We start from the raw sequence: 19,567 nt of genomic DNA, 5'->3' as shown, positions 1-19,567 counted from the left end.
TGTCACTGGTGAGGCAGGATCCAGTCATTCAGTTTGGGCAAAATACATTGATGCAAATACTGTATTCCCTGAAGTTAATTCCACTAAAAAAGATTATAGGATTAAAGGAATTTTAACTATAACCTTAACCAGAAATGGTGGAGGCTTAGTTAAGCCTGGTGATAGTGTTTACTTCACAATCACTTACTCTGATGCTGTAAGTGATAATCTTGAATTATGGATTAATGATTCTAAACTTGGTGATGAGGACGGTTCTGCATCAACCTCAATTACCTTTGATGCATCAGATATGGGTTTAAATAATGTATTTGTCAAATTCCTTGGTAACGATGAGTTTGAAGCTTGTGTAAGTAATAATGTCACTGTTAATGTTGTTGAACCTGTTGAAACTACCATAACATTGGAGATTAACACTACTGATATTTTAGCTGACGGCAAAATCTTAATCACACCGAATGTTGTTGATTCTAATGGCAATGCAGTTACTGTCGGTACTGTAACTATCTGTAATGACTTGTACGGTTATTATGACATTGCCAGCATTAATGTTGGTGAAACCTATGAATATTCTGTAGATTATAATGATTTCAATCCGTATAACAATCCATATTTCTTATATGCAAGATATAGTGGAGCTACCGGTGAGAATAATATTTATAAAGCAAGTCAAACAGCATCCGGAACCATATACTACCATGTTTACTCAAATACATTGACTTTAACAGTAAACGGTGAAAGTGAAATTACAGCTTATGTCGGAAGCGAAGTTACTTTCCTTGCAACAGTTGGCAGTGGTGAAGGAATAATTGTTATCGTTGATAAGGATGGCATTGAAACTGAAATCACTGCTGAAACACCAATCAAATTCGATGCAATTGGAGACTTCACATACTACGCCAAATTCACAAGGGCAAACAATTCATACTATGCTTCAGTTGAAAGCAGTCCCGTAACAGTACATGTCATCGAAAAGGAAACAAATGAAATCACTGTAAGTGTTGAGAGCATTACATTGCCTGGCGATGTGACCGTTCAGGTAACCGCAACAAAAGCAGGTAATTATACAGTTAAAATCAATGACACCGTAAGCACTGAGGTTAAGGTGGAAGTGAAAGCTGACGGTGAAACCGGAAGCGCAAGCATTACTTTAGCTAAAGGAAACTATAGTGCTGTTGTCGATTATACTAGTGATATTTACAATGTAATAGTTCACAACACCACATTTGAAGTGGTCTCAATAAGCGCAGGATTCAATGCCACTGCAACTCCTGGTGAAGTTGAAGTGGGAGACACAGTTAAAATCAACACTTCCGTTAAAATTATGGGAGCTCTAGGTGATGTAACTGTCATTCTTCCAAATGGAACTGAAATTAAAGCGGCAGTGGGTGAAGAAGTCAAATACAATGCCAGTGAAGCAGGTGAAAAAACATTCACAGTTAAGTTTGACTCAAGCAACGGTTATCTTAGTGAAAGCATTACATTGACTGTAAAAGTCAATGAAAAGAAACCTATTGATTTAACAGATGATGTTTTAAATATCATCACTCCTAGTGATGGTTCCAATCCAGTGTTCAGTGTAGATTTACCTACCAAGGAAAATGGTACTTTATTCGTCACAGTTAATAACAAGACATATAATGGCACAGTTTTAAATGGTAAAGGCTGTGTTGAAGTTCCAGGTTTGGATGTGGGTGAATATAACGCTACTGTCGTATTTGTCGACCAAAGTGATAAGTTAAGAGCAAATAAAACAGTTGGATTTGCAGTTCCTAAAGAGGACGTTCCGGCAGATAAGGCATTCAACATCACATCTCCAACTGACAGCACTTCACCAACATTCAGCATGGATCTGCCTGGAGCAACAGGCAATTTCACAGTAACAATCGGTAATAAAACATATGCCAAAGAGCTTGTTGATGGTAAGGCAACAATCACAGTGGATGATTTAAATCATGGAGAATATAACGTAACTGTAAGTTATTCCGGTGATGCTAAACACTCACCAATCTCACAGAATACCACAGTAAGCATTCCAACTCCAAAACTGTCTGACAATAAAGACATTAATGTTGTCTACTCAGGTAAAGCAGCATATAATGTTCGTGTAACAGTCAATGGAAAACCTGTTGTTGGCCAAAATGTAGCTATCCAATATAACGGCAAAACATATAATGTCAAAACAGACAAGAATGGTTATGCCACTTTAAATCTCAAAACAGATGTTAAAGTAAAAGCATACACTATCACTGCTACCTATAAAGGCGTAAAAGTGTCCAATAAAGTAACTGTCAAGCATATGATTATCGCCAAAAACTTGAAGATCAAGAAATCCAAAAAAGTTGTAAAAATTAAAGTCAAAACCAATAAGGTCAATGGAAAATTCCTCAAGGGCAAAAAATTAAAATTGAAACTTAAAGGTAAGACTTTAAAGGCTAAAATCAATAAGAAAGGTGTAGCAACATTTAAGGTTAAAAAGAACATTCTTAAAAAACTTAAAGTCGGCAAAAAATACACTTATAAAGTCAGTTACGGAAAAGATTCTGTAAGCAAAAAAATTAAAGTTAGAAGATAGGGATTGATTTCTCTATCATTTTTTATTTTTTAAATATTCTTCTTTTGGTATGAATTTCAATGCTGCTGAGTTTATGCAGTATCTGGGAGACCCTCCAGGCCCATCATGAAACAGGTGCCCCAAGTGTGAGTTTGACTTTGCGCTTCTAACTTCAATGCGTGTTGTTCCGTGAGAGAAATCCCTGTGCTTTTTAATAACATCTTCAGAAACGGGCTTTGAAAATGCCGGCCATCCGCATCCTGAGTCGAACTTGTCATCTGAAGAGAAGAGAATTTCACCATCCACAACATCTACATATACACCATCCTCAAAAAAGTCATCATATTTTCCACTAAATGGTGGTTCTGTTAAAGAAAGCTGTGTTATTTCATACTCTTCCTTTGACAAGTGGTTGAATTCTTCATCATCTATCAAATTTAAATCGACATGGCAATACCCCTGCGGATTCATTTCAAGATACTTCTGATGATATCCTTCAGCAGGATAGAAACTGGCAATCGGACGGGCCTCGACAACAATCCTTTCAGGAGACATCTTCTGCTTTTCTCTTAAAAAAGTGATGACGGCATCCCTTTGTGATTCCTCCTGCCAATAGATGCCTGTTCTGTATTGAGTTCCGATGTCTGCACCCTGGCGATTTAGGGAATATGGATCAATGATTTTAAAGAAATTCTCCAGAATCTCTTCCAATGGGATTATATTGGGATTGTAGGTTGCCTTGACGGTTTCGGCATGTCCTGTTTTTCCTGTGCACACCTTCTCATAGGTCGGTGCCAAATCACGTCCGTTGGCATAGCCCACTTCGGTACTGTTCACGCCTTTCAGTCTGGAAATGAATGCCTCGACACCCCAAAAGCACCCTCCGGCCAGATAGATTACTTGCTGTTTTTCAAACATAATTAATAATATCGGTTCAAGTCATATGTTTTTTTCGACAAAAATCTTTTTAATCATAAAATTTAAATAAAATATTATATAGGAGGAAAACTCATGTTTTACAGTACTATAATGAAAATTGATTCAATTGACAGATTAAGAGATATCAGGGATGCACTGCTTGTTGAACAAGGTATCAACCCTACCCGTCAAGGTGAACAGGCCATTAAAGTGGTAGTTGAGAGAATCGATGAAATCCAGGCTACATTGGATAAATCAGCCACTAAAAACTTAAACAGAAGATAGTGATTTAAGTGATAAGACGCGTAACAACCAGCAGGCGGCTGCTCAGAAAGAGAATATATAGGGCACCGCATTCAAGGCACAGGATTTCCCAGTACAAGCGTGAAAACAAAAATCTTGCCAAACCTCATCAGGAGAAGTTCAGGGAAATGAACGGCCCTAACATAAAGCGTAAAAGAAGGCCAAAAAGAGAAGTCATCTCTGGTTTTAAGATGTCTTACAGATACAAGTATTATCAGCAGGATAATGTTGATGAAAATGAGGAAGAAGAATTAGATGAGTAATTCTTCTTTTGTTATTATCTTATTTTTTGAGTGAATATCTAAAATCAGGCCGCTGAAGGCATCATCATTTTTTGCAAGTTCCATAAACAGTTCGTCTGACACTTCAGTGGGCTCATAATCTGCCAATTCCAGATATTCAAAACCCCTTTCGTATTCATCCAAATTTGAAAAGACAATTATCTTGAAATCATCCAAACTTCCCATAACAAGGAAGTCCTTTTCATGATCCTCACCGATTGTGGGGCATATGTACATCAAAAATCACCATTTCTATCAAAATTGAAGTTCTGTGAGTGGGGATTGACTACAAAACCCTCAAAATACTCATCATTTTCGGCCAACTCCTCAATGTCATCAGGAGAAATCACCTTCAAGTCAAGCTTGTCCAGGAATAATGTGGATATCTTGGCGCTGCCGACCGCATACTCCCTCATGTCAGTGAAGATCGGAATGATGTACTCCTTGCTGGCATCGGTAATGGTGAGCCTGACATATTCCCCCGCTTCATCGACTAATGTGAAGTAGATTTCAGTGGGGTATGTGTCCCTGATGTTTCTTTTTACGGGTTCAAGCTCCATGGCATCTTCGCTTTTGAGCTTTTTGGCCATATCCGCATATATCTGGATATATTCCTTAAGTTGGCTTTTGGAAGCCTTGACGTTTTTTTCCTGATAGTCCTGGTAATCTTCAAGTTTCATATTTATTCACTGCAGTCGTGTACGCTTTCAGAAAAAATAACGAAATCACATTGTGGAGCATCAATTGCAAGTCCCAAAAACTCTTCATCTTCAGAGTATGCCTGAACAATGTCATTTCCCACTGCCTTGTCGCATGCAAAATTGGCCTCTCCGGACTCTTCAACAAATGATTCAATAGCCTTTTTGGCTTCATCTTCAGATGTGTAGACAGGAATGAAGAACTCTTCAGCATCGCTTTCTTCATCGGAAATGATAAGTGCAACAACCTCCTCATCTTCGGTGTCCGCATTGTAGACGATTGTGAATTCCTCATGATATACTGCATGATCGATTTCATGGCCTAATTCATGGAGGTTTTCCAGCAATTCCTCATCGACGTCTTCTTCGTTTTCCAAATTATCGAGTTGCTCTTCAAGTTCAATATATTTTTCAATAAGTTCTTTAAGTTCTCTCATAATATCACAAAAAATAATTCAATAAAAATAAGTTCTTTAAAACAAATGAACATTCTCTTCCTAAACACCACTAAAGGAATACAAACGAATGCTCATTTCAACCATCACCATTGTTCATATTATAAAAAAATAGTACATAACAATATGAACAATACTATTTTGCCTTTTCACATATATAAACTTTTAGTTTCTAAAAGGTAATCTCAATACTTTTGATTAGGTTATAGATGACCTTATTTGTGTTTACATTGATATTATTGGCCTCACCTAGTTGGATAACTTTCCCATTCAATGAATCAATTTCTGTCGGTATTTTCCTTTGAATATCCTGGTGTGTTGATGAATAGTGATTATAGGTATCCGGAACCAGCTTTGAGTAGAATATGTCCTTGTACTCCTCTGAACTTTGCCACAAGGTCTCATATGGGGATGCATTAATGACTTCAAATATCTCATCGATTATATTGTTCATTATCTCCAGCGTGTATGGGCTTTCGGTAAGCTGGCCGTAGGTTTTATCCAGTATCGCTCCAAGGGGGTTCAGTGTGCAGTTGTAAAGCATTTTGGCCCATAAGTACCTGTCGATTTCTCTGGTTATTTCACAGTTGACATCTGATTTTGAGATTAAATCGGCAATTTCTCTCAGGCATTCGGGATTTTCCCCTTGAAGTGATCCGAGAAGAATGTCTGTTTTTATGGTAACTTCGCTAATGTGCCTTTCGGGCCTTGAGGCTCCGGTGATTACTCTTCCGCAGAAGACCTGTTCGGATGTAAAGTATCTTAAGTAAGGTTCATCATTACCGAATCCGTTCTGAAAGATTATTATCCTGGTTGTGGGTTTGAGGATGTCCCTGTTTCTGTTCAGGTTTTCGGCAATGTCATCGTTTGCGGTGGTTTTGGAAGCGATGAAAATGTAGTTGAAATGCTTTTTTGGAATTTCCTCATATGTTTCATAGACTGCAACGTCCTTGATTTCATAATGTTCGAAAAGTCCTGTTCTTTTGATTCCATTTTCCTTTATTGCTTTTGCTGTTTCGCCACGTGCATAGATTGAGACATCTGCCCCCTGTGATGCAACTGAGGTTGCAAGCCCAATTCCGACACCGCCAGCACCTATAACTAAAACATTCATTTTAAAACCTCATCTTTTAATTTTGTTTTTATTAGTTATATGATTTTTTAGACTTGCTCCTATTAATTATCAATTATTTTAAGTGATGGCTGTGTAATCTATAAATTGTCTATTCTAAATATTTATTAAATTTTAGAATTTTGTTTAATTATTTTAAAAAATATTTTATATTAGTATTACAAAAATATTAATATACATAATAAAATAATTTAATTTAGATTTGTTTAAATATTTTTATTATAATCTAATATATGTATAGTAAAATGGTGTGATAATAAATGAAGAACAATATAAAATTGGGTTTAATTGCAGCTATTTCAATTATTGCTCTTTTCGTTTTGTCATTATGGATTTCTTCAGCACCTGCTGATGCAGATAATTCGGTGAGATTTGGAGTGCTTACATTATTGCCTCCTCTTGTCGCTATTGCATTGGCATTCATAACCAAGGAGACCATTCTGTCCCTGTTTGTCGGTGTATTTGTTGGAGAATTCATGTTATGTGTAAACGACATGAACATCGTTTCAACATTAGTGAATGCATTCCTGAACATGGGTACACAGATTATTGCTTGCATGTCTGATCCTTGGAATGCGGGAATCATCCTTCAGTGCTTGCTTATTGGAGGTATCATCCAACTTGTGACAAAGATGGGAGGGGCAAAGGCTCTTGCGGATGAATTTGCAAAAAGGGCAGACACTCCTAAAAAAGCTCAATTATTTACATGGTTACTGGGATTATGCGTATTCTTTGACGATTATGCAAACTCCCTGATTGTTGGTCCTATTATGAGGCCTGTCATGGACAAGCTTCATGTATCTAGGCAAAAACTGGCATTTGTAGTAGACGCAACTGCAGCGCCTGTGGCTGGTATTGCAATTATTTCAACTTGGATCGGTTTGGAAATCAGTTTAATAGCTTCCGGTTTCCAGTCAGTTGGAGTAACAAATGTTACCGGTTTTGGAATATTCCTTCAGACTATTCCGTACAGGTTCTATAACATATTCATTTTGATATTCATTGTAATTTCTGCATTGACCTTATATGAATTCGGTCCGATGAAAAAGGCGGAACAGAAAGCCCGTGCCAGAAAAGAGGATGAGGAAATCGTTGTACTTGAGGCTCCGGGTTTTGAAGAAGTCCAGCCGGTTGAGGGCATAAAGTTATCAGTCTGGAATGCAATCATTCCTATCGGTACCCTGATTGTAGGTACTCTTATTGCATTCTATTGGAGCGGATACACCATCATTCTCGGTGGGGAAGATCAGGCTCTTATAGCAATCATGAAATCATCCCCATTATCATTCAATGGTGTATATACCGCATTTTCCCAGGCGGATGCATCTGTGGCTCTTTTCCAGGCAGCACTTCTCGCTTCGATTGTAGCGATGGTCATGGCTGTCGGTGAAAAGATTCTCTCAATTGAAGATGCAATCTCCGAATGGATTGGAGGAATGAAGACAATAACAATTACCGGCGTTATCCTTCTTCTTGCATGGTCACTCGGTAGTGTAATCGGTGAAGTCGGAACTGCAGACTATCTTGTGGGTGTCTTAGGAAGCACAATACCTGCTTTCATCGTGCCGTCCTTGATTTTCATTTTAGGAGCGGTGATATCCTTTGCAACAGGTACCTCCTACGGTACAATGAGTATCCTGATGCCTTTGGCGATTCCGCTTGCATGGGCAATAAGTTCAGGTGACATGTCATTTACAATCGTTGCCACAAGCGGCGTATTGACCGGAGCAATTTTCGGAGACCACTGTTCACCGATTTCAGATACGACAATCCTTTCATCGATGGGTACTAGCTGTAACCACATTGATCACGTAACCACCCAGATGTACTATTCAATATTTGTCGGTACAATCACAATATTGGTAGGTTACCTCCCGGCCGGTTTGGGAGTTCCATTCTATTATTCCCTGCCTGTAGGTATCGTTGCAATGTATGTCGGTCTTAAGCTGATAGGTGAAAAGGTGGATTTTGAAGAAGTTGATGAGGCCTCCTCATAACTTCATTATTTTTTTTATTATTTTTAAGGCATTCCTAAATATTTGATCTTTTCAAAAAAATATGCATTATTCTTCGGAGTTCAAATCGATTGACCTATAAGCCAGATTATGCAAGATTCTTATAATAAGTCGTCTTCTATTTTTTCTTTTTTTAATGTTCCGTCTTTTTCTGATATTCTATAATTTACTAAAAAATTTAGGTATACCTAAAAATATTTATATCATTAAAGCTCAATTATAATCATGGCCAAAAAAACTTTTGCCTATTTAGCAACATTGTATCATTAGCATTAATATCAGAGTATAATTGCAAATCAAATAATGTCCTAATAATCCACTACTTTCCTATTTGGAGACCTATTGTACTTGATATTGTTTTTTTGGCTGTCAAGAAAACTAAATCAGGAATAGACAACACAAAAACATCGATTTAGTTATAACAGGAAAATGGATATATGATATATCCGAAGTATGCTGCATTAGGTGTGTAGCAATCGGGATAATGGTGATAGGAAAAATATTATCATTATCCTCCTCCCTCATATTTAAAAATAAGATTTAAAAAAGTGAAAAACTAGTAATATTCATCGCAGATATGTTTGTAAGTGCAGAATCTGCATAAGAACTGCCTTTTAGGATAAAAGTTTCTTTTATTTACCTGATATCTGACTTTATAGAATGTATCAATGGCCTCATTGATTTCAGTTGAGTTTAAATATTTTCGTTTGTTGTCCTCTTCGCACACGTCAAGCAATCTCAAACGACCGTTTTTTGTAAAGAAAATTCCAACGCTTGAAACGTTTCTGTCATAGACATTTTCAACAAGCAGTTTATAATAGCACAGTTCCCTGCGATATCTTGAAAATTTGCCTGAATCGCTGGTTTTATAATCGATAACGACAAGGTCTTCATTTTCATCTTCCAGAATGATGTCGCATATGCCAGAAAAGCGATGGTTTTCATCAAGCAGGTATTCCTCCTGGCTGAATAGCTTATAGTCATTGTCAACGAAGACTTCCTTAAAGAACAATCCCAAATTATCTACATGATCGGCGATATCAGGTCCCATTTCCAAATCGTTGGCGATTTTGACAAGCTCATTTTGAATATTTACATTTTCAAGCTCATCTCCAAACCTGTCGGCAAATGTCTCGGCAACGGAATGGACATCGCTTCCCAAAACCATGTATTTGTTCGGCTCGACTTCAATTTCATCAATATACTGAAATTTGAATTCCAATGGGCATTTCAGGTAAGAATTTATTTTTGATTTTGATAATTTCATATTAACACTATTTTTTAATGAATTTAAATCCCTTTGTGGATTTGATGAGGTCATTTTCCTTTTTGACTTTTTCAAGTTCCTTTTCAATTCTTTTATTTTCTTTTTTTAGTTTATTAATCTTTCTTTGTTTGTCATAAAGCTTAACTCTCAATTCAAACTCTTCATGGCTGTCGGATAGAACTGCACTTTCATATATATGTTTGAGGCGTTTCGGCAGGTCATTCATAAAATACTCATCATTTTGCCATTTTTCGCTAAATTTCAGATATCTTCTTCTCATTTCCAAAAACAAATCGGCCTTATGGTCTTTTGATGTATTTTCAAATGTGTTATATATGTTGGAAAAGATTCTATTGTATAATGTCTTCTTATATTGCACGTATCCGTATTCATTAATCAGGTCAAGCAGAAGGTCTGATATGTCTATGGTGTCCAAGACACTTATTGAAAACTTGTTTGACAGCGAATCTTCACGCACCCGTCTGTTGTAAAGGAATTTATCGTAAAAGTATATCCTTTCAGCTTTGAAAAGGGCTTTTGTGAAAAACACGTTGTCCTCAAACAGGAGTCCTTCCGGAAACTTCAAGTCCCTGACGAACTCTCTTTTAAAGAAATTTCCAGGGGAATTGACAGCCAGCCTTAAGGCAATGTCTGCAACATCAGAGTAATCAAACACATTATCTTCAACGCGCTTTTTCAGATAGGGCATGGTATAATATTCATCATATATTGTCTCTTTTGTTTTTTCATTGAAGTTTTTGAGCTTAAACATTGCAAAATCAAGATGGTATTTCTCGGACAGTTCATACAACTCTTCAAGTGCAGTCAATTCCAAATAGTCATCCCCATCCATGAAGTATACATAATTGCCTTTTGACAGTTCCAGTCCTCTGTTTCGGGTTGCTCCAAGCCCCCGGTTTTTCTGATTGACAATTTGGATGCGATTGTCTCTTTTGGCAAATTCCCTTAAAATGTCTGGAGACTCGTCGGTTGACCCGTCATTGATGCAGATGATTTCAATGTCACTGAATGTCTGGTCTATTATATGGTTCAGGCATTCCTCAAGATACCCTGCAACATTGTAAACCGGAATGATTACTGATATTTTAACCATCTTTTTCAACCCCTCATCCTTCTGAGCCGGTCCATCAGTTTCCAGGATTTTGAGCCGGTAACCTCTTCATTGAATGATTTTTCCAATTCATATTCTTTTTTAAGCCTTTCATTTTCACTTAAAAGTTCAATGTATTCGGCTTCCTTCAAATCCATTTTCGATTCAAACAAACCTATTTTATATTCTTTTAATGAATCCTCCTTAAGTCCCAATTCATCTTTGGCCTTCAGGAAATATTCCTGTGTGTTTTCTTCAAGAATCTTGTTTAGAATGTTTGATCTTTTAAATGAATCGTATTCTGATTTGTAGCTTTCAAAATACTTCTCGTCAAAGACTTCACAGACAATGTCATAAACTTCAGCATCAACATTATCATTCAAATACAGCATCAGGTTATGCATGTACCTGTCTGAAGTTTTAAACAGTTCTGAGTTGTCCAGTATGTCAATGCATTGCCTATATTGGCAGATGTAGTGATACTTTTTGGTGTATGAATCCAGCTTGTCAAATGATAATGGCACCATATATCCGTAAAAATCAATCGGAACGCCGTAAATCTCATCAACCTCGGATAATACTTTTGATAGAAATATTGGGTCCTGACCTCTCAGCAAATCGGGAAATCTGATGTCTTCAATCAAATCTGCTTTATATAAGTTCTTGTAAAAATAAAATGGAATGCCGTATTCGTCAGGTTCTATAATGCTTTCCTCTCTAAAATAATGGAATGTACCTCTTTTGTAGTGAGGATTTGAAATGAGGTTTCTTTCCGGAGTCAAAAATTTGAGATTTGCAGAAATCATACTTGCATCGTGCTTTTTGGCAGCATCAAACATTATTTCCAGGGATTGCCTGTTGATGTAAATGTCATCAGCATCCAAAAATCCTATATATTCTCCCTGGGCAATATCCAGTCCCTTATTTCGTGCAATCGCTGAGCCCTGATTTGTCTGGGTAATGATTGTCATTCTCTTGTCTGTGGAATATTCATTCAGTATTTCCAATGAACTGTCGGTTGACCCGTCGTTGATGCAGATGATTTCAATATCATCCAATGTCTGATTGGACACGCTATCCAGACATTCTCCAAGATGCTTTTCATCATTGTAAACAGGAATTATGACAGATATTTTAACCATTTTAACCACTTTTAATAATAAATTATTTAATAATTAAACTATATATCTTTAATTATCAAATTAGGAGATTGTTTAAAATGAAAATTATAGCGCTTCAAGCAAGTCCACGTGTAGGTGGAAACTGTGACGTATTGATGGACGAAATGATAAAGGGTATTGAAGAAAACGGAGGAGAAGTAGTCAAATACTACCTCGAAAGATGTGACATCGCTCCATGTAAGGCATGCATGCACTGTGCTGAAAACCCTGAATGCGTAAGGGCAGACGACGGAAACAAAATCATTGACGATTTGGTTGCTGCCGATGGTGTAATCTTTGCAACACCAATCTATTACGGTCAGATGTCTGCACAGGGTAAATTAATCATTGACAGATTCTATGCAATCGGCCAAAATCCTGATAAAAGCTTATCCGGAAAAGCCGCTTTGATATTTACCGAAAACCAGCCTGAAGGAACCTATGAGCAATACATTGAACTTACCAAATTCTCACCGTTCACATTCATGGGATATGAAGTAATCGGTCATGTGGATGCTGGAAGTGCAGGTCCTGCAGGCATTGTTGCTGAAGAGCAAGAGGACAAATTAAAAGAAGCTTACGAATTAGGTTTGAAATTCTAAACCTGTTCAACTATTATTTTTTTTCTATTTTTTACCCAATATATTATATAATCTGAAATAAATAATGATATTTGAATGTCATTAACTTATTATTGCAAAAGGGGTAATTATGAATAAAAAAATAATTTTAATTTTTACATTGACATTGGCAGCATTCCTGATGGTGGGTGCCGTCAGTGCCGAAGGTTTATTCGGATTTTTTAATGGAAGCAACGGGCATAATTCAACTAATGATGGCAGCACATTTGTTGTAGGATTCAGCGAGTATCCACCTTTCGGATATAAAGGCGGCAATGATGATTATACTGGTTTTGATTTAGATCTTGCTAAGGAAGTTGCAAAAAGAAACAACTGGACTTTCAAGGCTCTGCCAATTATTGATTGGGAAAGTAAAGAGATGGAACTCAATTCAAATGAAATCGACTGCATTTGGAGTGAATTTACAATAGACGGAAGGGAAAATGAATATACTTGGACAAATCCTTACTTTAACAATTCTCAGATATTTGTTGTAAAATCCGATTCAGACATTAATTCCCTTGATGATTTGAAGGGCAAGGTTGTAGAGGCTCAAAGCGAAAGCAGCGGATACAATGCAATCATGAACAATACAACATTAAAGGATTCACTTGGACAAATTAATCAGGTCAGAGATTATGAAATCACTTTCATGGACTTGAAATCAGGTGTATGCGATGCCGTTATTATGGACTCTCCAACGGCGAATTATCATATTGTTGAAAAATTCAATAATGAAGGATTTAAAATACTTGACGAACCTGTAACATTTGAAAAATACGGCGTGGCATTCAAAAAGGGAAATGACGGGCTGAAAGATCAGGTTCAAAAGACTCTGGATGAAATGTTCAAGGATGGAACAGTCGAGAGGATTGCCCAAAACTACAGCGATTATGGAATTAATGAAGGGATAATTTATCCATAATCCCTTATTTTAAAAAACGAGTGTTTCTTATGGGTTTAGGTTCATTATTCAAAAGAGGAAAAAAGGAAAAAAAGCAAGAGGCTGTTGAGGATTCACACATTGAAATCAACACCGATGACTGCGGAGGATGTGAGAAATGCACAGTCGCATGTCCCAATAATGTCCTGATTATTGTGGATGATGTTACAACTGTCCGGGATCCACAGGTTTGCAAGAGCTGCAAGGTGTGCATGGCAATATGTCCCAATGACTGCATTACAGTTAACTGAGGTTTTCACGAACTGTGTCAATGAAACTTCTATCCTCTAATTTTATTATTTTTGTTATTTTATCTGATTTTTTTATCTCCACAATATCTCCGCTTTCCAATTTATTTGGAATGCCGTCGTTTAAAACATACGCGGAAGTGTTGTCTCTCAGTTCTGTTATTTTTATCTTGATTATTGAATTTTTTGAAAGGACTATGCTTTTGTTGAGTACTGTATGTGGAGCTATTGGAGTTATGGTCAATATTTCGGCAGTGGGATCAACAATAGGTCCGCCGCAGGACAGATTATATGCAGTCGAGCCTGTTGGTGTGCATACTAATATGCCGTCTGCTATATATGAGGTTATAAGTTTGCCATTGACTATGGCATCAAATCTCACTACGCCGTTGACGTTTTTGGAAATCGCAATTTCATTCAGTGATTCGGGAATGGTTATCTCATCGCCATCGGATTTGATGATTTTTCCTTCCACCATCATTCTGTTTTCGATGGTATAATTGTCACTTAATATACTTTTCAATGCCTTTTGCAAATCATCGGGATTGACTTCAGTCAGATAGCCCAATGTTCCGGTATTTATTCCTATAATTGGTATGTCTGTCATTTTTGCAGTATTGAGGAATGTTCCGTCTCCTCCTATTGAAAAAAGAATGTCCGCTTCTGAAATGTCGCTTGCAATTTCAATGTCCAACTCCTCACAATACCTTATCAAATCATCTTTTGTTTTTAGGGCAATTTCCTTGAAACTGTCTGCATTAATGAATATTTTCATGATTTAAATTATGTGGGAAAAACTAATTAAGATTTTCCACCAATATTATTCAAGACCGCTTCAATAATATTGATGGCCATTGGCATGAATACAATTAAATCAATTGCAATTGCAAGAAAAACTTGCCTGACATTGATTGGCACAGTTGGAGTTGATGCAATCTATACCATATTGCATTTTCAAATAATTTTTGCAAAAATACTATTAATTATAAAACAGATATATTAAATTAACAAAAAAAGTTTTGGAGAAAGAAGATGATATATTCAACAGAAATTGAAAATATGTGTCAGGTAAAAAAAGGCGCAAATCATGACCCGGCTCCAATACCTGAAGAAGGTAAATGGGTAAAAGCAAAGCAAGTAAGTGATATTTCAGGATTTACCCATGGAATCGGATGGTGCGCACCTCAGCAGGGATGCTGCAAATTGACATTAAACGTTAAGGAAGGAATCATTGAAGAAGCATTGGTGGAAACTCTCGGATGTTCTGGTATGACTCACTCTGCCGCAATGGCTGGTGAAATACTTGTCGGTAAAACAATCCTTGAGGCATTAAATACAGATCTTGTCTGTGATGCAATAAACACAGCAATGCGCGAATTATTCTTACAGATTGTTTATGGAAGGACCCAGTCCGCATTTTCAGAAGGGGGTCTTCAGATTGGTGCAGGTCTTGAGGATTTGGGAAAAGGCCATAGAAGCCAGGTTGGAACAATTCATTCAACAAAAGCGAAAGGTCCAAGATATCTTGAGCTGACAGAAGGCTACATTACAGAAATCGGACTTGATGAAGATGATGAAATCATAGGTTACAAATACATTAACCTGGGCGTAATGCTTGATCAAATCAAGGATGGCGTTGACCCGATGGAAGCCATTGAAAAGGCAACCGGACAATACGGAAGATTTGATGATGCCGCCAAAAAAATAGATCCAAGAAAGGAGTGATTGCAATGAGTTTATTTGAAAGTTATGAAAGAAGAATTGATCAAATCATTCCTGTTTTAGAAAAATATGACATCAAAGACCTTGAAGAAGCAAAACAGATATGCCTTGACAAGGGATTTGACCCATATGAAATAGTCAAGGGCGTTCAACCGATTTGCTTTGAAAACGCCTGCTGGGCATACACATTAGGTGCTGCAATAGCCGTTAAGCAAGGATGCACAAAGGCATCAGATGCCGCAAAGGCAATCGGCGAAGGACTGCAGGCATTCTGCATACCTGGAAGTGTAGCTGATGACAGGCAGGTTGGTTTAGGACATGGTAATTTGGCTTCAATGTTATTGAGTGATGAAAGTGAGTGCTTTGCATTTCTTGCAGGCCATGAAAGTTTTGCTGCAGCCGAAGGGGCAATAGGAATTGCAAACTCAGCAAACGAAGTCCGCCAGAAACCTTTAAGGGTAATTCTAAACGGTCTTGGTAAGGATGCCGCATTAATCATTTCAAGAATCAACGGATTCACTCATGTGGAAACAGAATTCGACTACTTTACAGGAGAGGTTAAGGTAGTTAAAGAGAAAGCCTACTCCGACGGTGAAAGGGCAAAGGTAAGATGTTACGGTGCCGATGATGTTCGTGAAGGTGTAGCAATCATGCATCTTGAAGGCGTTGACGTATCAATTACAGGAAATTCAACAAACCCTACACGTTTCCAGCATCCTGTGGCCGGAACATACAAGAAGGAATGTATCCTTCAGGGCAAAAAGTACTTCTCAGTTGCTTCAGGAGGGGGAACAGGAAGAACATTGCACCCAGACAACATGGCGGCAGGACCTGCATCCTACGGTATGACAGACACCCTGGGAAGAATGCACTCAGACGCCCAGTTTGCCGGTTCATCATCAGTTCCTGCTCACGTGGAAATGATGGGACTGATTGGTATGGGAAACAACCCAATGGTTGGTGCTTCAGTGGCAGTGGCCGTTGCGGTCGAAAAGGCTATGAAGGAATAGGGATTCAATTCCCTTCCACTTATTTTTTTAATATGATTTCAAAGATTAAGGTGATATCTTGAGTACTATGTGGGGATTGACAGTAAGGGGAATCTGTGAATTTGATGGAAAGGTTCTGCTTTTAAAGGTCAGGTCCAAATCAGCACATGATGCCGGTAAATGGGAAATTCCCGGAGGCAAGGTAAAGAAATGTGAATTTTTCGATGAGGCCCTAAAAAGGGAATACCTTGAGGAAACCGGCCTTGAAATAGACATTGTCTCATTGCATAATGTTGTGAGAAATGATTATACTGCATGCAAAACATCTGAAAAGGTTAAATCAATTCAGCTTATCATGAAAGTGACATGCGACAGCAGTGAGGTTGCGATAAGCGAGGAGCATGATGAATACGGATGGTTTGATATGGATGAAGTCGATGAAATGATTGAAAACGCTTTGTTGACTCCGCCTGCGGTCAATGCATTTAAAAAATAATGGTATGAGATGGCTACTGTTGTAACCATCATGTTTTGTTGGCTACATGTGTAGTCAACCGAATCATTCTAGTTTTAATAATTTTGCAGCGTTTTCATAAAGAATCTGCTGCCTTTCTTCATCGGTCAGGTCGATTTTGTTGAAGTATCTCATTTCGCTGACTGACTCCCACATCGGATAGTCGGTTCCCCACAGCACCTTGTCTGCACCATATGAGTGGATCAGTTCAAGTGCTGTTTCAGGGCTCAGCGCATATAGGCTTGAGCTTAAATCAACATAAAGATTTTCAAAATCAGATAATTGGCGGGTTGCCTCTTCCCACATGCTCCATCCGGCAAAATGAGCTCCAATAAATGTTATGTCCGGAAACTTTTCTAAAAATGGTCTGATCTGTTCAGGATTTGAATAGTTATATCTGAAGTCGCCGCAGTGGACAAGCATCGGAACATCTGCTTTGCTTACCACTTCGCCTATCCTGAATGCACGGTCCTCATTCATGGCGAACTGCTGGAAATCTGGATGAAGCTTGACGCCCTTCAAACCCAATTCGATAAGATAGTCAAAATCGCCCTGAATGTCATCACTGTCAGGATGAAGGGTTCCAAAACCAGTAAATAAGTCTGGATGAGTGTTTACTGATTGGGCGATGAATTCGTTTATTGATTTTACCTGCTTTGGAGTTGTCGCAACGGAATGTACAAGGTAATGTGTCACTCCAACTTCGCTTCCGTCCCTTATAAGGTCATCCAGTTTGCCGTTCAAAGACATGTCCAAATCATAGAAATCCCTAATTCCCAAAACTGCCTTGTCTGCAATTTTTTCCGGATAAATGTGACAATGTGAATTTATAATCTTTTGCATATGTTGGTCTCCTGCTTAATATAGTTTTTCACCGGTATACAGATTCTCTTCTGTGTATATTCTAATCAGTCTGTCAATCAAATCATCATACATTAATCTGTGACCCACTGCTCCTCCGTAAGGTGTCTTTACATTGTTCAGTGACTTGTCTGAAAATTCGCTGCAGTTGTTAATGATATACCACATTCCATGAGGGGTATATATGAACAGTTCACCTTCCCCTTTTGAATATCCTTTCTTGAAGCTGTCCTGAGGGTCGTAGATTTTAGTTGAATGCACTGCCAGTCTTGAAAGGTCCTGTTCGGGCCTTGTGCCTGTCTTTTCAAACAGCATATCCAACCATTCGTATGACTTGTCAATTAAATTAGCTTTTTTAATCGGATCGGCAAATGCTTCCTTTACTTTGTTCTGTCTTGACTCCAAAGTGTTTGTTATTCCAAGAATCTCTTCAACCTTGCTGACATCCTTTTCAAGGCATCTCCATCCTTCAGGTCTTCCGGTGACCTGAATATTGCCTTCTTTAAAATCCATTCTTCTGAACTCTCTAAAGTATGGCTTTACCTTTTCGAACTCTTCATCGGGAATTCTTCTGTTCAATCCATATAGATATCCATATTCGTTAGCGTCATAACATTTGGTTTCAAGTTTTAAATCTTCATCTGCCATAAGTATTATTATATTCAGATTTGAATATAAATCTATTGTAACATGAACATAAACTAATATCAAAATATATTATATTCATTAAATTTAATTATTTTCAAATTTATTATTCAATTTCTAATTTTAAATTAGATTAGTAAGTTATTTTTATATTGAAAACCAATATTATTATCATGGCAAAAGTAAGTATTATAGGATCAACTGGAATTATTGGCAAAAACGTTGCATTTACCCTTGCACTTGAAGATGCAGTTGATGAAATAGTAATGTTTTCAAGGCCTGAAAGTCTTGATAAGGCGAAAGGTGAAACATATGATATGTATGATGCACTGGCTGCAAATGATATTGATTGTAGACTGACACCAAGTTCTGACTTTAATGATCTTACAGGTTCTGCAATTGTGCTTATTGCTGCGGGAACCCCGAGGAAAAAAGGCATGAAAAGACTGGACCTTGCGATTCCAAATGCAAAGATTGTAAGTTATTATTCTGAAAAGATAGCGGAATATGCTCCTGATTCAATCATATTGGTTGCAACCAATCCTGTAGATGTGATGACAACAATAGCCCTTAAGGCATCAGGATTTAAAAAGAGTAAGGTCATCGGGGTTGGAAACCACCTGGATTCATTAAGATTAAAAAATTATTTCTCAAGACAAATTGACATCAACAGTTCTGAAGTGCATACCAGGGTAATTGGGGAGCATGGAGACCATATGGTTCCTCTTTTAAGTTCGACAACAATCGGTGGTATCCCATTAAAATATTTTGTGGAATATGTCAATTTGGACATTACTGGTTTAGTAGAACGATTAAAACGTGCAGGAAATACCATCATATCTAAAAAAGGAGCGACAGAGTATGGTCCTGCTTTTGCAATTTCAAATCTGATGTCCACTATCCTTACAGATTCCCATAGGGTCTTGACTGTAAGCAGCTATTTGGATGGTGAAATTGAACGGGTTGAGGAGGTTTCTCTTGGAGTTCCGGCAGTAATTACTAAAAGAGGCGTTGCAATGATTGTACCGATTCACATGAATGATATTGAAAAGAAGGAGTTCTTTGAAGCCGCAGGTACAGTCCGGGATGCAACATATGAAGTTTTAGAAAATTTGGATATAGAATGATGGTAGT

At 37.6% G+C, this 19,567-nt stretch carries 22 protein-coding genes; 11 read left to right on the top strand and 11 right to left on the bottom strand.

Features of this window, described 5'->3' with window-relative positions; translation table 11 throughout:
- On the top strand, nt 1-2,572 hold a 2,572-nt coding region (locus QZ138_RS07060; RefSeq protein WP_292887952.1), incomplete at its 5' end, for an Ig-like domain repeat protein.
- Nucleotides 2,573-2,587: 15 nt separating this feature from the next.
- Here QZ138_RS07060 and msrA read toward each other — a convergent pair.
- Entirely contained in the window at nt 2,588-3,469 is an 882-nt protein-coding gene (gene msrA / locus QZ138_RS07055; protein WP_292887949.1) for a peptide-methionine (S)-S-oxide reductase MsrA, read from the bottom strand.
- A gap of 93 nt (nt 3,470-3,562) precedes the next feature.
- On the opposite strand from msrA, the gene QZ138_RS07050 reads away from it, so the two are divergent.
- Both QZ138_RS07050 and QZ138_RS07045 read left to right on the top strand, forming a co-directional pair.
- On the top strand, nt 3,563-3,754 hold the full coding sequence (locus QZ138_RS07050; RefSeq protein WP_292601247.1) for a hypothetical protein: 192 nt from the start codon (nt 3,563-3,565) through the stop codon (nt 3,752-3,754).
- Between the two features lie 8 nt (nt 3,755-3,762).
- Nucleotides 3,763-4,035, top strand: a complete 273-nt coding sequence (locus tag QZ138_RS07045) for a hypothetical protein (RefSeq protein ID WP_292887946.1) — start codon at nt 3,763-3,765, stop codon at nt 4,033-4,035.
- On the opposite strand, the gene QZ138_RS07040 is transcribed toward QZ138_RS07045, so the two are convergent.
- From QZ138_RS07040 to QZ138_RS07025, 4 genes are all read right to left on the bottom strand, one after another.
- Nucleotides 4,024-4,290, bottom strand: coding sequence for a hypothetical protein (locus tag QZ138_RS07040; protein ID WP_292887943.1), 267 nt, complete (start codon nt 4,288-4,290; stop codon nt 4,024-4,026). The genes QZ138_RS07045 and QZ138_RS07040 overlap by 12 nt on opposite strands.
- On the bottom strand, nt 4,290-4,733 hold the full coding sequence (locus QZ138_RS07035) for a hypothetical protein (protein ID WP_292887940.1): 444 nt from the start codon (nt 4,731-4,733) through the stop codon (nt 4,290-4,292). The genes QZ138_RS07040 and QZ138_RS07035 overlap by 1 nt, the downstream gene beginning before the upstream one ends.
- A gap of 2 nt (nt 4,734-4,735) precedes the next feature.
- The gene (locus QZ138_RS07030) at nt 4,736-5,188 is read right to left on the bottom strand and encodes a hypothetical protein (RefSeq protein ID WP_292887937.1); all 453 of its coding nucleotides are present in this window, start codon (nt 5,186-5,188) and stop codon (nt 4,736-4,738) included.
- A 190-nt stretch (nt 5,189-5,378) separates the two neighbouring features.
- A complete protein-coding gene (locus QZ138_RS07025) occupies nt 5,379-6,320 on the bottom strand; it encodes a ketopantoate reductase family protein (RefSeq protein ID WP_292887934.1) in 942 nt (313 codons plus the stop codon).
- Nucleotides 6,321-6,598: 278 nt separating this feature from the next.
- Between QZ138_RS07025 and QZ138_RS07020 the strand changes: the two genes are divergently transcribed.
- Complete coding sequence (locus QZ138_RS07020) at nt 6,599-8,335, top strand: Na+/H+ antiporter NhaC family protein (protein ID WP_292887929.1); 1,737 nt, start codon at nt 6,599-6,601, stop codon at nt 8,333-8,335.
- A gap of 574 nt (nt 8,336-8,909) precedes the next feature.
- Here QZ138_RS07020 and QZ138_RS07015 read toward each other — a convergent pair.
- Genes QZ138_RS07015 through QZ138_RS07005 form a run of 3 tightly spaced genes read right to left on the bottom strand, consistent with a single transcriptional unit; the run spans nt 8,910 to nt 11,873 of the window.
- Entirely contained in the window at nt 8,910-9,620 is a 711-nt protein-coding gene (locus QZ138_RS07015) for a PD-(D/E)XK nuclease family protein (protein ID WP_292601161.1), read from the bottom strand.
- A gap of 7 nt (nt 9,621-9,627) precedes the next feature.
- Nucleotides 9,628-10,734: a glycosyltransferase gene (locus tag QZ138_RS07010; protein WP_292887926.1), complete on the bottom strand. Its 1,107-nt coding sequence runs from the start codon at nt 10,732-10,734 to the stop codon at nt 9,628-9,630.
- Between the two features lie 5 nt (nt 10,735-10,739).
- Nucleotides 10,740-11,873: a glycosyltransferase family 2 protein gene (locus QZ138_RS07005; protein WP_292887924.1), complete on the bottom strand. Its 1,134-nt coding sequence runs from the start codon at nt 11,871-11,873 to the stop codon at nt 10,740-10,742.
- Nucleotides 11,874-11,950: 77 nt separating this feature from the next.
- Between QZ138_RS07005 and QZ138_RS07000 the strand changes: the two genes are divergently transcribed.
- The 3 genes from QZ138_RS07000 (at nt 11,951) to QZ138_RS06990 (ending at nt 13,705) form a co-directional block, all read left to right on the top strand.
- Nucleotides 11,951-12,493, top strand: coding sequence for a flavodoxin family protein (locus tag QZ138_RS07000; RefSeq protein ID WP_292601155.1), 543 nt, complete (start codon nt 11,951-11,953; stop codon nt 12,491-12,493).
- Nucleotides 12,494-12,602: 109 nt separating this feature from the next.
- Nucleotides 12,603-13,436, top strand: coding sequence for an amino acid ABC transporter substrate-binding protein (locus QZ138_RS06995; protein WP_292887921.1), 834 nt, complete (start codon nt 12,603-12,605; stop codon nt 13,434-13,436).
- A 29-nt stretch (nt 13,437-13,465) separates the two neighbouring features.
- Nucleotides 13,466-13,705, top strand: coding sequence for a 4Fe-4S binding protein (locus QZ138_RS06990; protein WP_292601151.1), 240 nt, complete (start codon nt 13,466-13,468; stop codon nt 13,703-13,705).
- Here the strand turns inward: QZ138_RS06990 and QZ138_RS06985 are convergent.
- Entirely contained in the window at nt 13,698-14,477 is a 780-nt protein-coding gene (locus QZ138_RS06985; RefSeq protein WP_292887918.1) for an NAD(+)/NADH kinase, read from the bottom strand. The two genes, QZ138_RS06990 and QZ138_RS06985, sit on opposite strands and share 8 nt — an antisense overlap.
- Before the next feature lie 257 nt (nt 14,478-14,734).
- Here QZ138_RS06985 and QZ138_RS06980 point away from each other — a divergent pair, with 257 nt between their 5' ends.
- From QZ138_RS06980 to QZ138_RS06970, 3 genes are all read left to right on the top strand, one after another.
- A complete protein-coding gene (locus tag QZ138_RS06980; RefSeq protein ID WP_292887916.1) occupies nt 14,735-15,427 on the top strand; it encodes an iron-sulfur cluster assembly scaffold protein in 693 nt (230 codons plus the stop codon).
- A 5-nt stretch (nt 15,428-15,432) separates the two neighbouring features.
- Nucleotides 15,433-16,434 carry a GGGtGRT protein gene (locus QZ138_RS06975; RefSeq protein ID WP_292887913.1) on the top strand — a complete coding sequence of 334 codons (1,002 nt, stop codon included), beginning with the start codon at nt 15,433-15,435 and terminating at the stop codon, nt 16,432-16,434.
- 67 nt (nt 16,435-16,501) lie between these two features.
- Nucleotides 16,502-16,909 (top strand): NUDIX domain-containing protein, encoded by a 408-nt coding sequence (locus QZ138_RS06970; protein ID WP_292887955.1) that lies wholly within the window; start codon nt 16,502-16,504, stop codon nt 16,907-16,909.
- Between the two features lie 63 nt (nt 16,910-16,972).
- Here QZ138_RS06970 and QZ138_RS06965 read toward each other — a convergent pair whose 3' ends face one another.
- Nucleotides 16,973-17,770, bottom strand: a complete 798-nt coding sequence (locus QZ138_RS06965) for an amidohydrolase family protein (protein WP_292887910.1) — start codon at nt 17,768-17,770, stop codon at nt 16,973-16,975.
- 15 nt (nt 17,771-17,785) lie between these two features.
- A complete protein-coding gene (locus tag QZ138_RS06960; protein WP_292887907.1) occupies nt 17,786-18,436 on the bottom strand; it encodes a type I restriction-modification enzyme R subunit C-terminal domain-containing protein in 651 nt (216 codons plus the stop codon).
- A gap of 170 nt (nt 18,437-18,606) precedes the next feature.
- On the opposite strand from QZ138_RS06960, the gene QZ138_RS06955 reads away from it, so the two are divergent.
- Nucleotides 18,607-19,560: a malate dehydrogenase gene (locus QZ138_RS06955; protein ID WP_292887904.1), complete on the top strand. Its 954-nt coding sequence runs from the start codon at nt 18,607-18,609 to the stop codon at nt 19,558-19,560.
- Nucleotides 19,561-19,567: the final 7 nt, after the last annotated feature.

The organism is Methanobrevibacter sp. UBA212 (assembly GCF_905233225.1).
GTDB lineage: Archaea > Methanobacteriota > Methanobacteria > Methanobacteriales > Methanobacteriaceae > Methanocatella.
This window is presented reverse-complemented; position numbering and strand designations above follow the sequence as displayed.

Excerpts from the sequence above, each read along its gene's own strand:
- QZ138_RS06995 (WP_292887921.1), top strand. The coding sequence starts at position 12,603 with ATGAATAAAAAAATAATTTTAATTTTTACATTGACATTGGCAGCATTC.
- QZ138_RS06960 (WP_292887907.1), bottom strand. The coding sequence starts at position 18,436 with ATGGCAGATGAAGATTTAAAACTTGAAACCAAATGTTATGACGCTAAC.
- QZ138_RS06965 (WP_292887910.1), bottom strand. The coding sequence starts at position 17,770 with ATGCAAAAGATTATAAATTCACATTGTCACATTTATCCGGAAAAAATT.
- QZ138_RS07000 (WP_292601155.1), top strand. The coding sequence starts at position 11,951 with ATGAAAATTATAGCGCTTCAAGCAAGTCCACGTGTAGGTGGAAACTGT.
- QZ138_RS07010 (WP_292887926.1), bottom strand. The coding sequence starts at position 10,734 with ATGGTTAAAATATCAGTAATCATTCCGGTTTACAATGTTGCAGGGTAT.
- msrA (WP_292887949.1), bottom strand. The coding sequence starts at position 3,469 with ATGTTTGAAAAACAGCAAGTAATCTATCTGGCCGGAGGGTGCTTTTGG.
- QZ138_RS06975 (WP_292887913.1), top strand. The coding sequence starts at position 15,433 with ATGAGTTTATTTGAAAGTTATGAAAGAAGAATTGATCAAATCATTCCT.
- QZ138_RS07020 (WP_292887929.1), top strand. The coding sequence starts at position 6,599 with ATGAAGAACAATATAAAATTGGGTTTAATTGCAGCTATTTCAATTATT.
- QZ138_RS06985 (WP_292887918.1), bottom strand. The coding sequence starts at position 14,477 with ATGAAAATATTCATTAATGCAGACAGTTTCAAGGAAATTGCCCTAAAA.
- QZ138_RS07030 (WP_292887937.1), bottom strand. The coding sequence starts at position 5,188 with ATGAGAGAACTTAAAGAACTTATTGAAAAATATATTGAACTTGAAGAG.
- QZ138_RS07025 (WP_292887934.1), bottom strand. The coding sequence starts at position 6,320 with ATGAATGTTTTAGTTATAGGTGCTGGCGGTGTCGGAATTGGGCTTGCA.
- QZ138_RS07005 (WP_292887924.1), bottom strand. The coding sequence starts at position 11,873 with ATGGTTAAAATATCTGTCATAATTCCTGTTTACAATGATGAAAAGCAT.
- QZ138_RS07015 (WP_292601161.1), bottom strand. The coding sequence starts at position 9,620 with ATGAAATTATCAAAATCAAAAATAAATTCTTACCTGAAATGCCCATTG.
- QZ138_RS06970 (WP_292887955.1), top strand. The coding sequence starts at position 16,502 with ATGTGGGGATTGACAGTAAGGGGAATCTGTGAATTTGATGGAAAGGTT.
- QZ138_RS07050 (WP_292601247.1), top strand. The coding sequence starts at position 3,563 with ATGTTTTACAGTACTATAATGAAAATTGATTCAATTGACAGATTAAGA.
- QZ138_RS07035 (WP_292887940.1), bottom strand. The coding sequence starts at position 4,733 with ATGAAACTTGAAGATTACCAGGACTATCAGGAAAAAAACGTCAAGGCT.
- QZ138_RS07040 (WP_292887943.1), bottom strand. The coding sequence starts at position 4,290 with ATGTACATATGCCCCACAATCGGTGAGGATCATGAAAAGGACTTCCTT.
- QZ138_RS06990 (WP_292601151.1), top strand. The coding sequence starts at position 13,466 with ATGGGTTTAGGTTCATTATTCAAAAGAGGAAAAAAGGAAAAAAAGCAA.
- QZ138_RS06980 (WP_292887916.1), top strand. The coding sequence starts at position 14,735 with ATGATATATTCAACAGAAATTGAAAATATGTGTCAGGTAAAAAAAGGC.
- QZ138_RS06955 (WP_292887904.1), top strand. The coding sequence starts at position 18,607 with ATGGCAAAAGTAAGTATTATAGGATCAACTGGAATTATTGGCAAAAAC.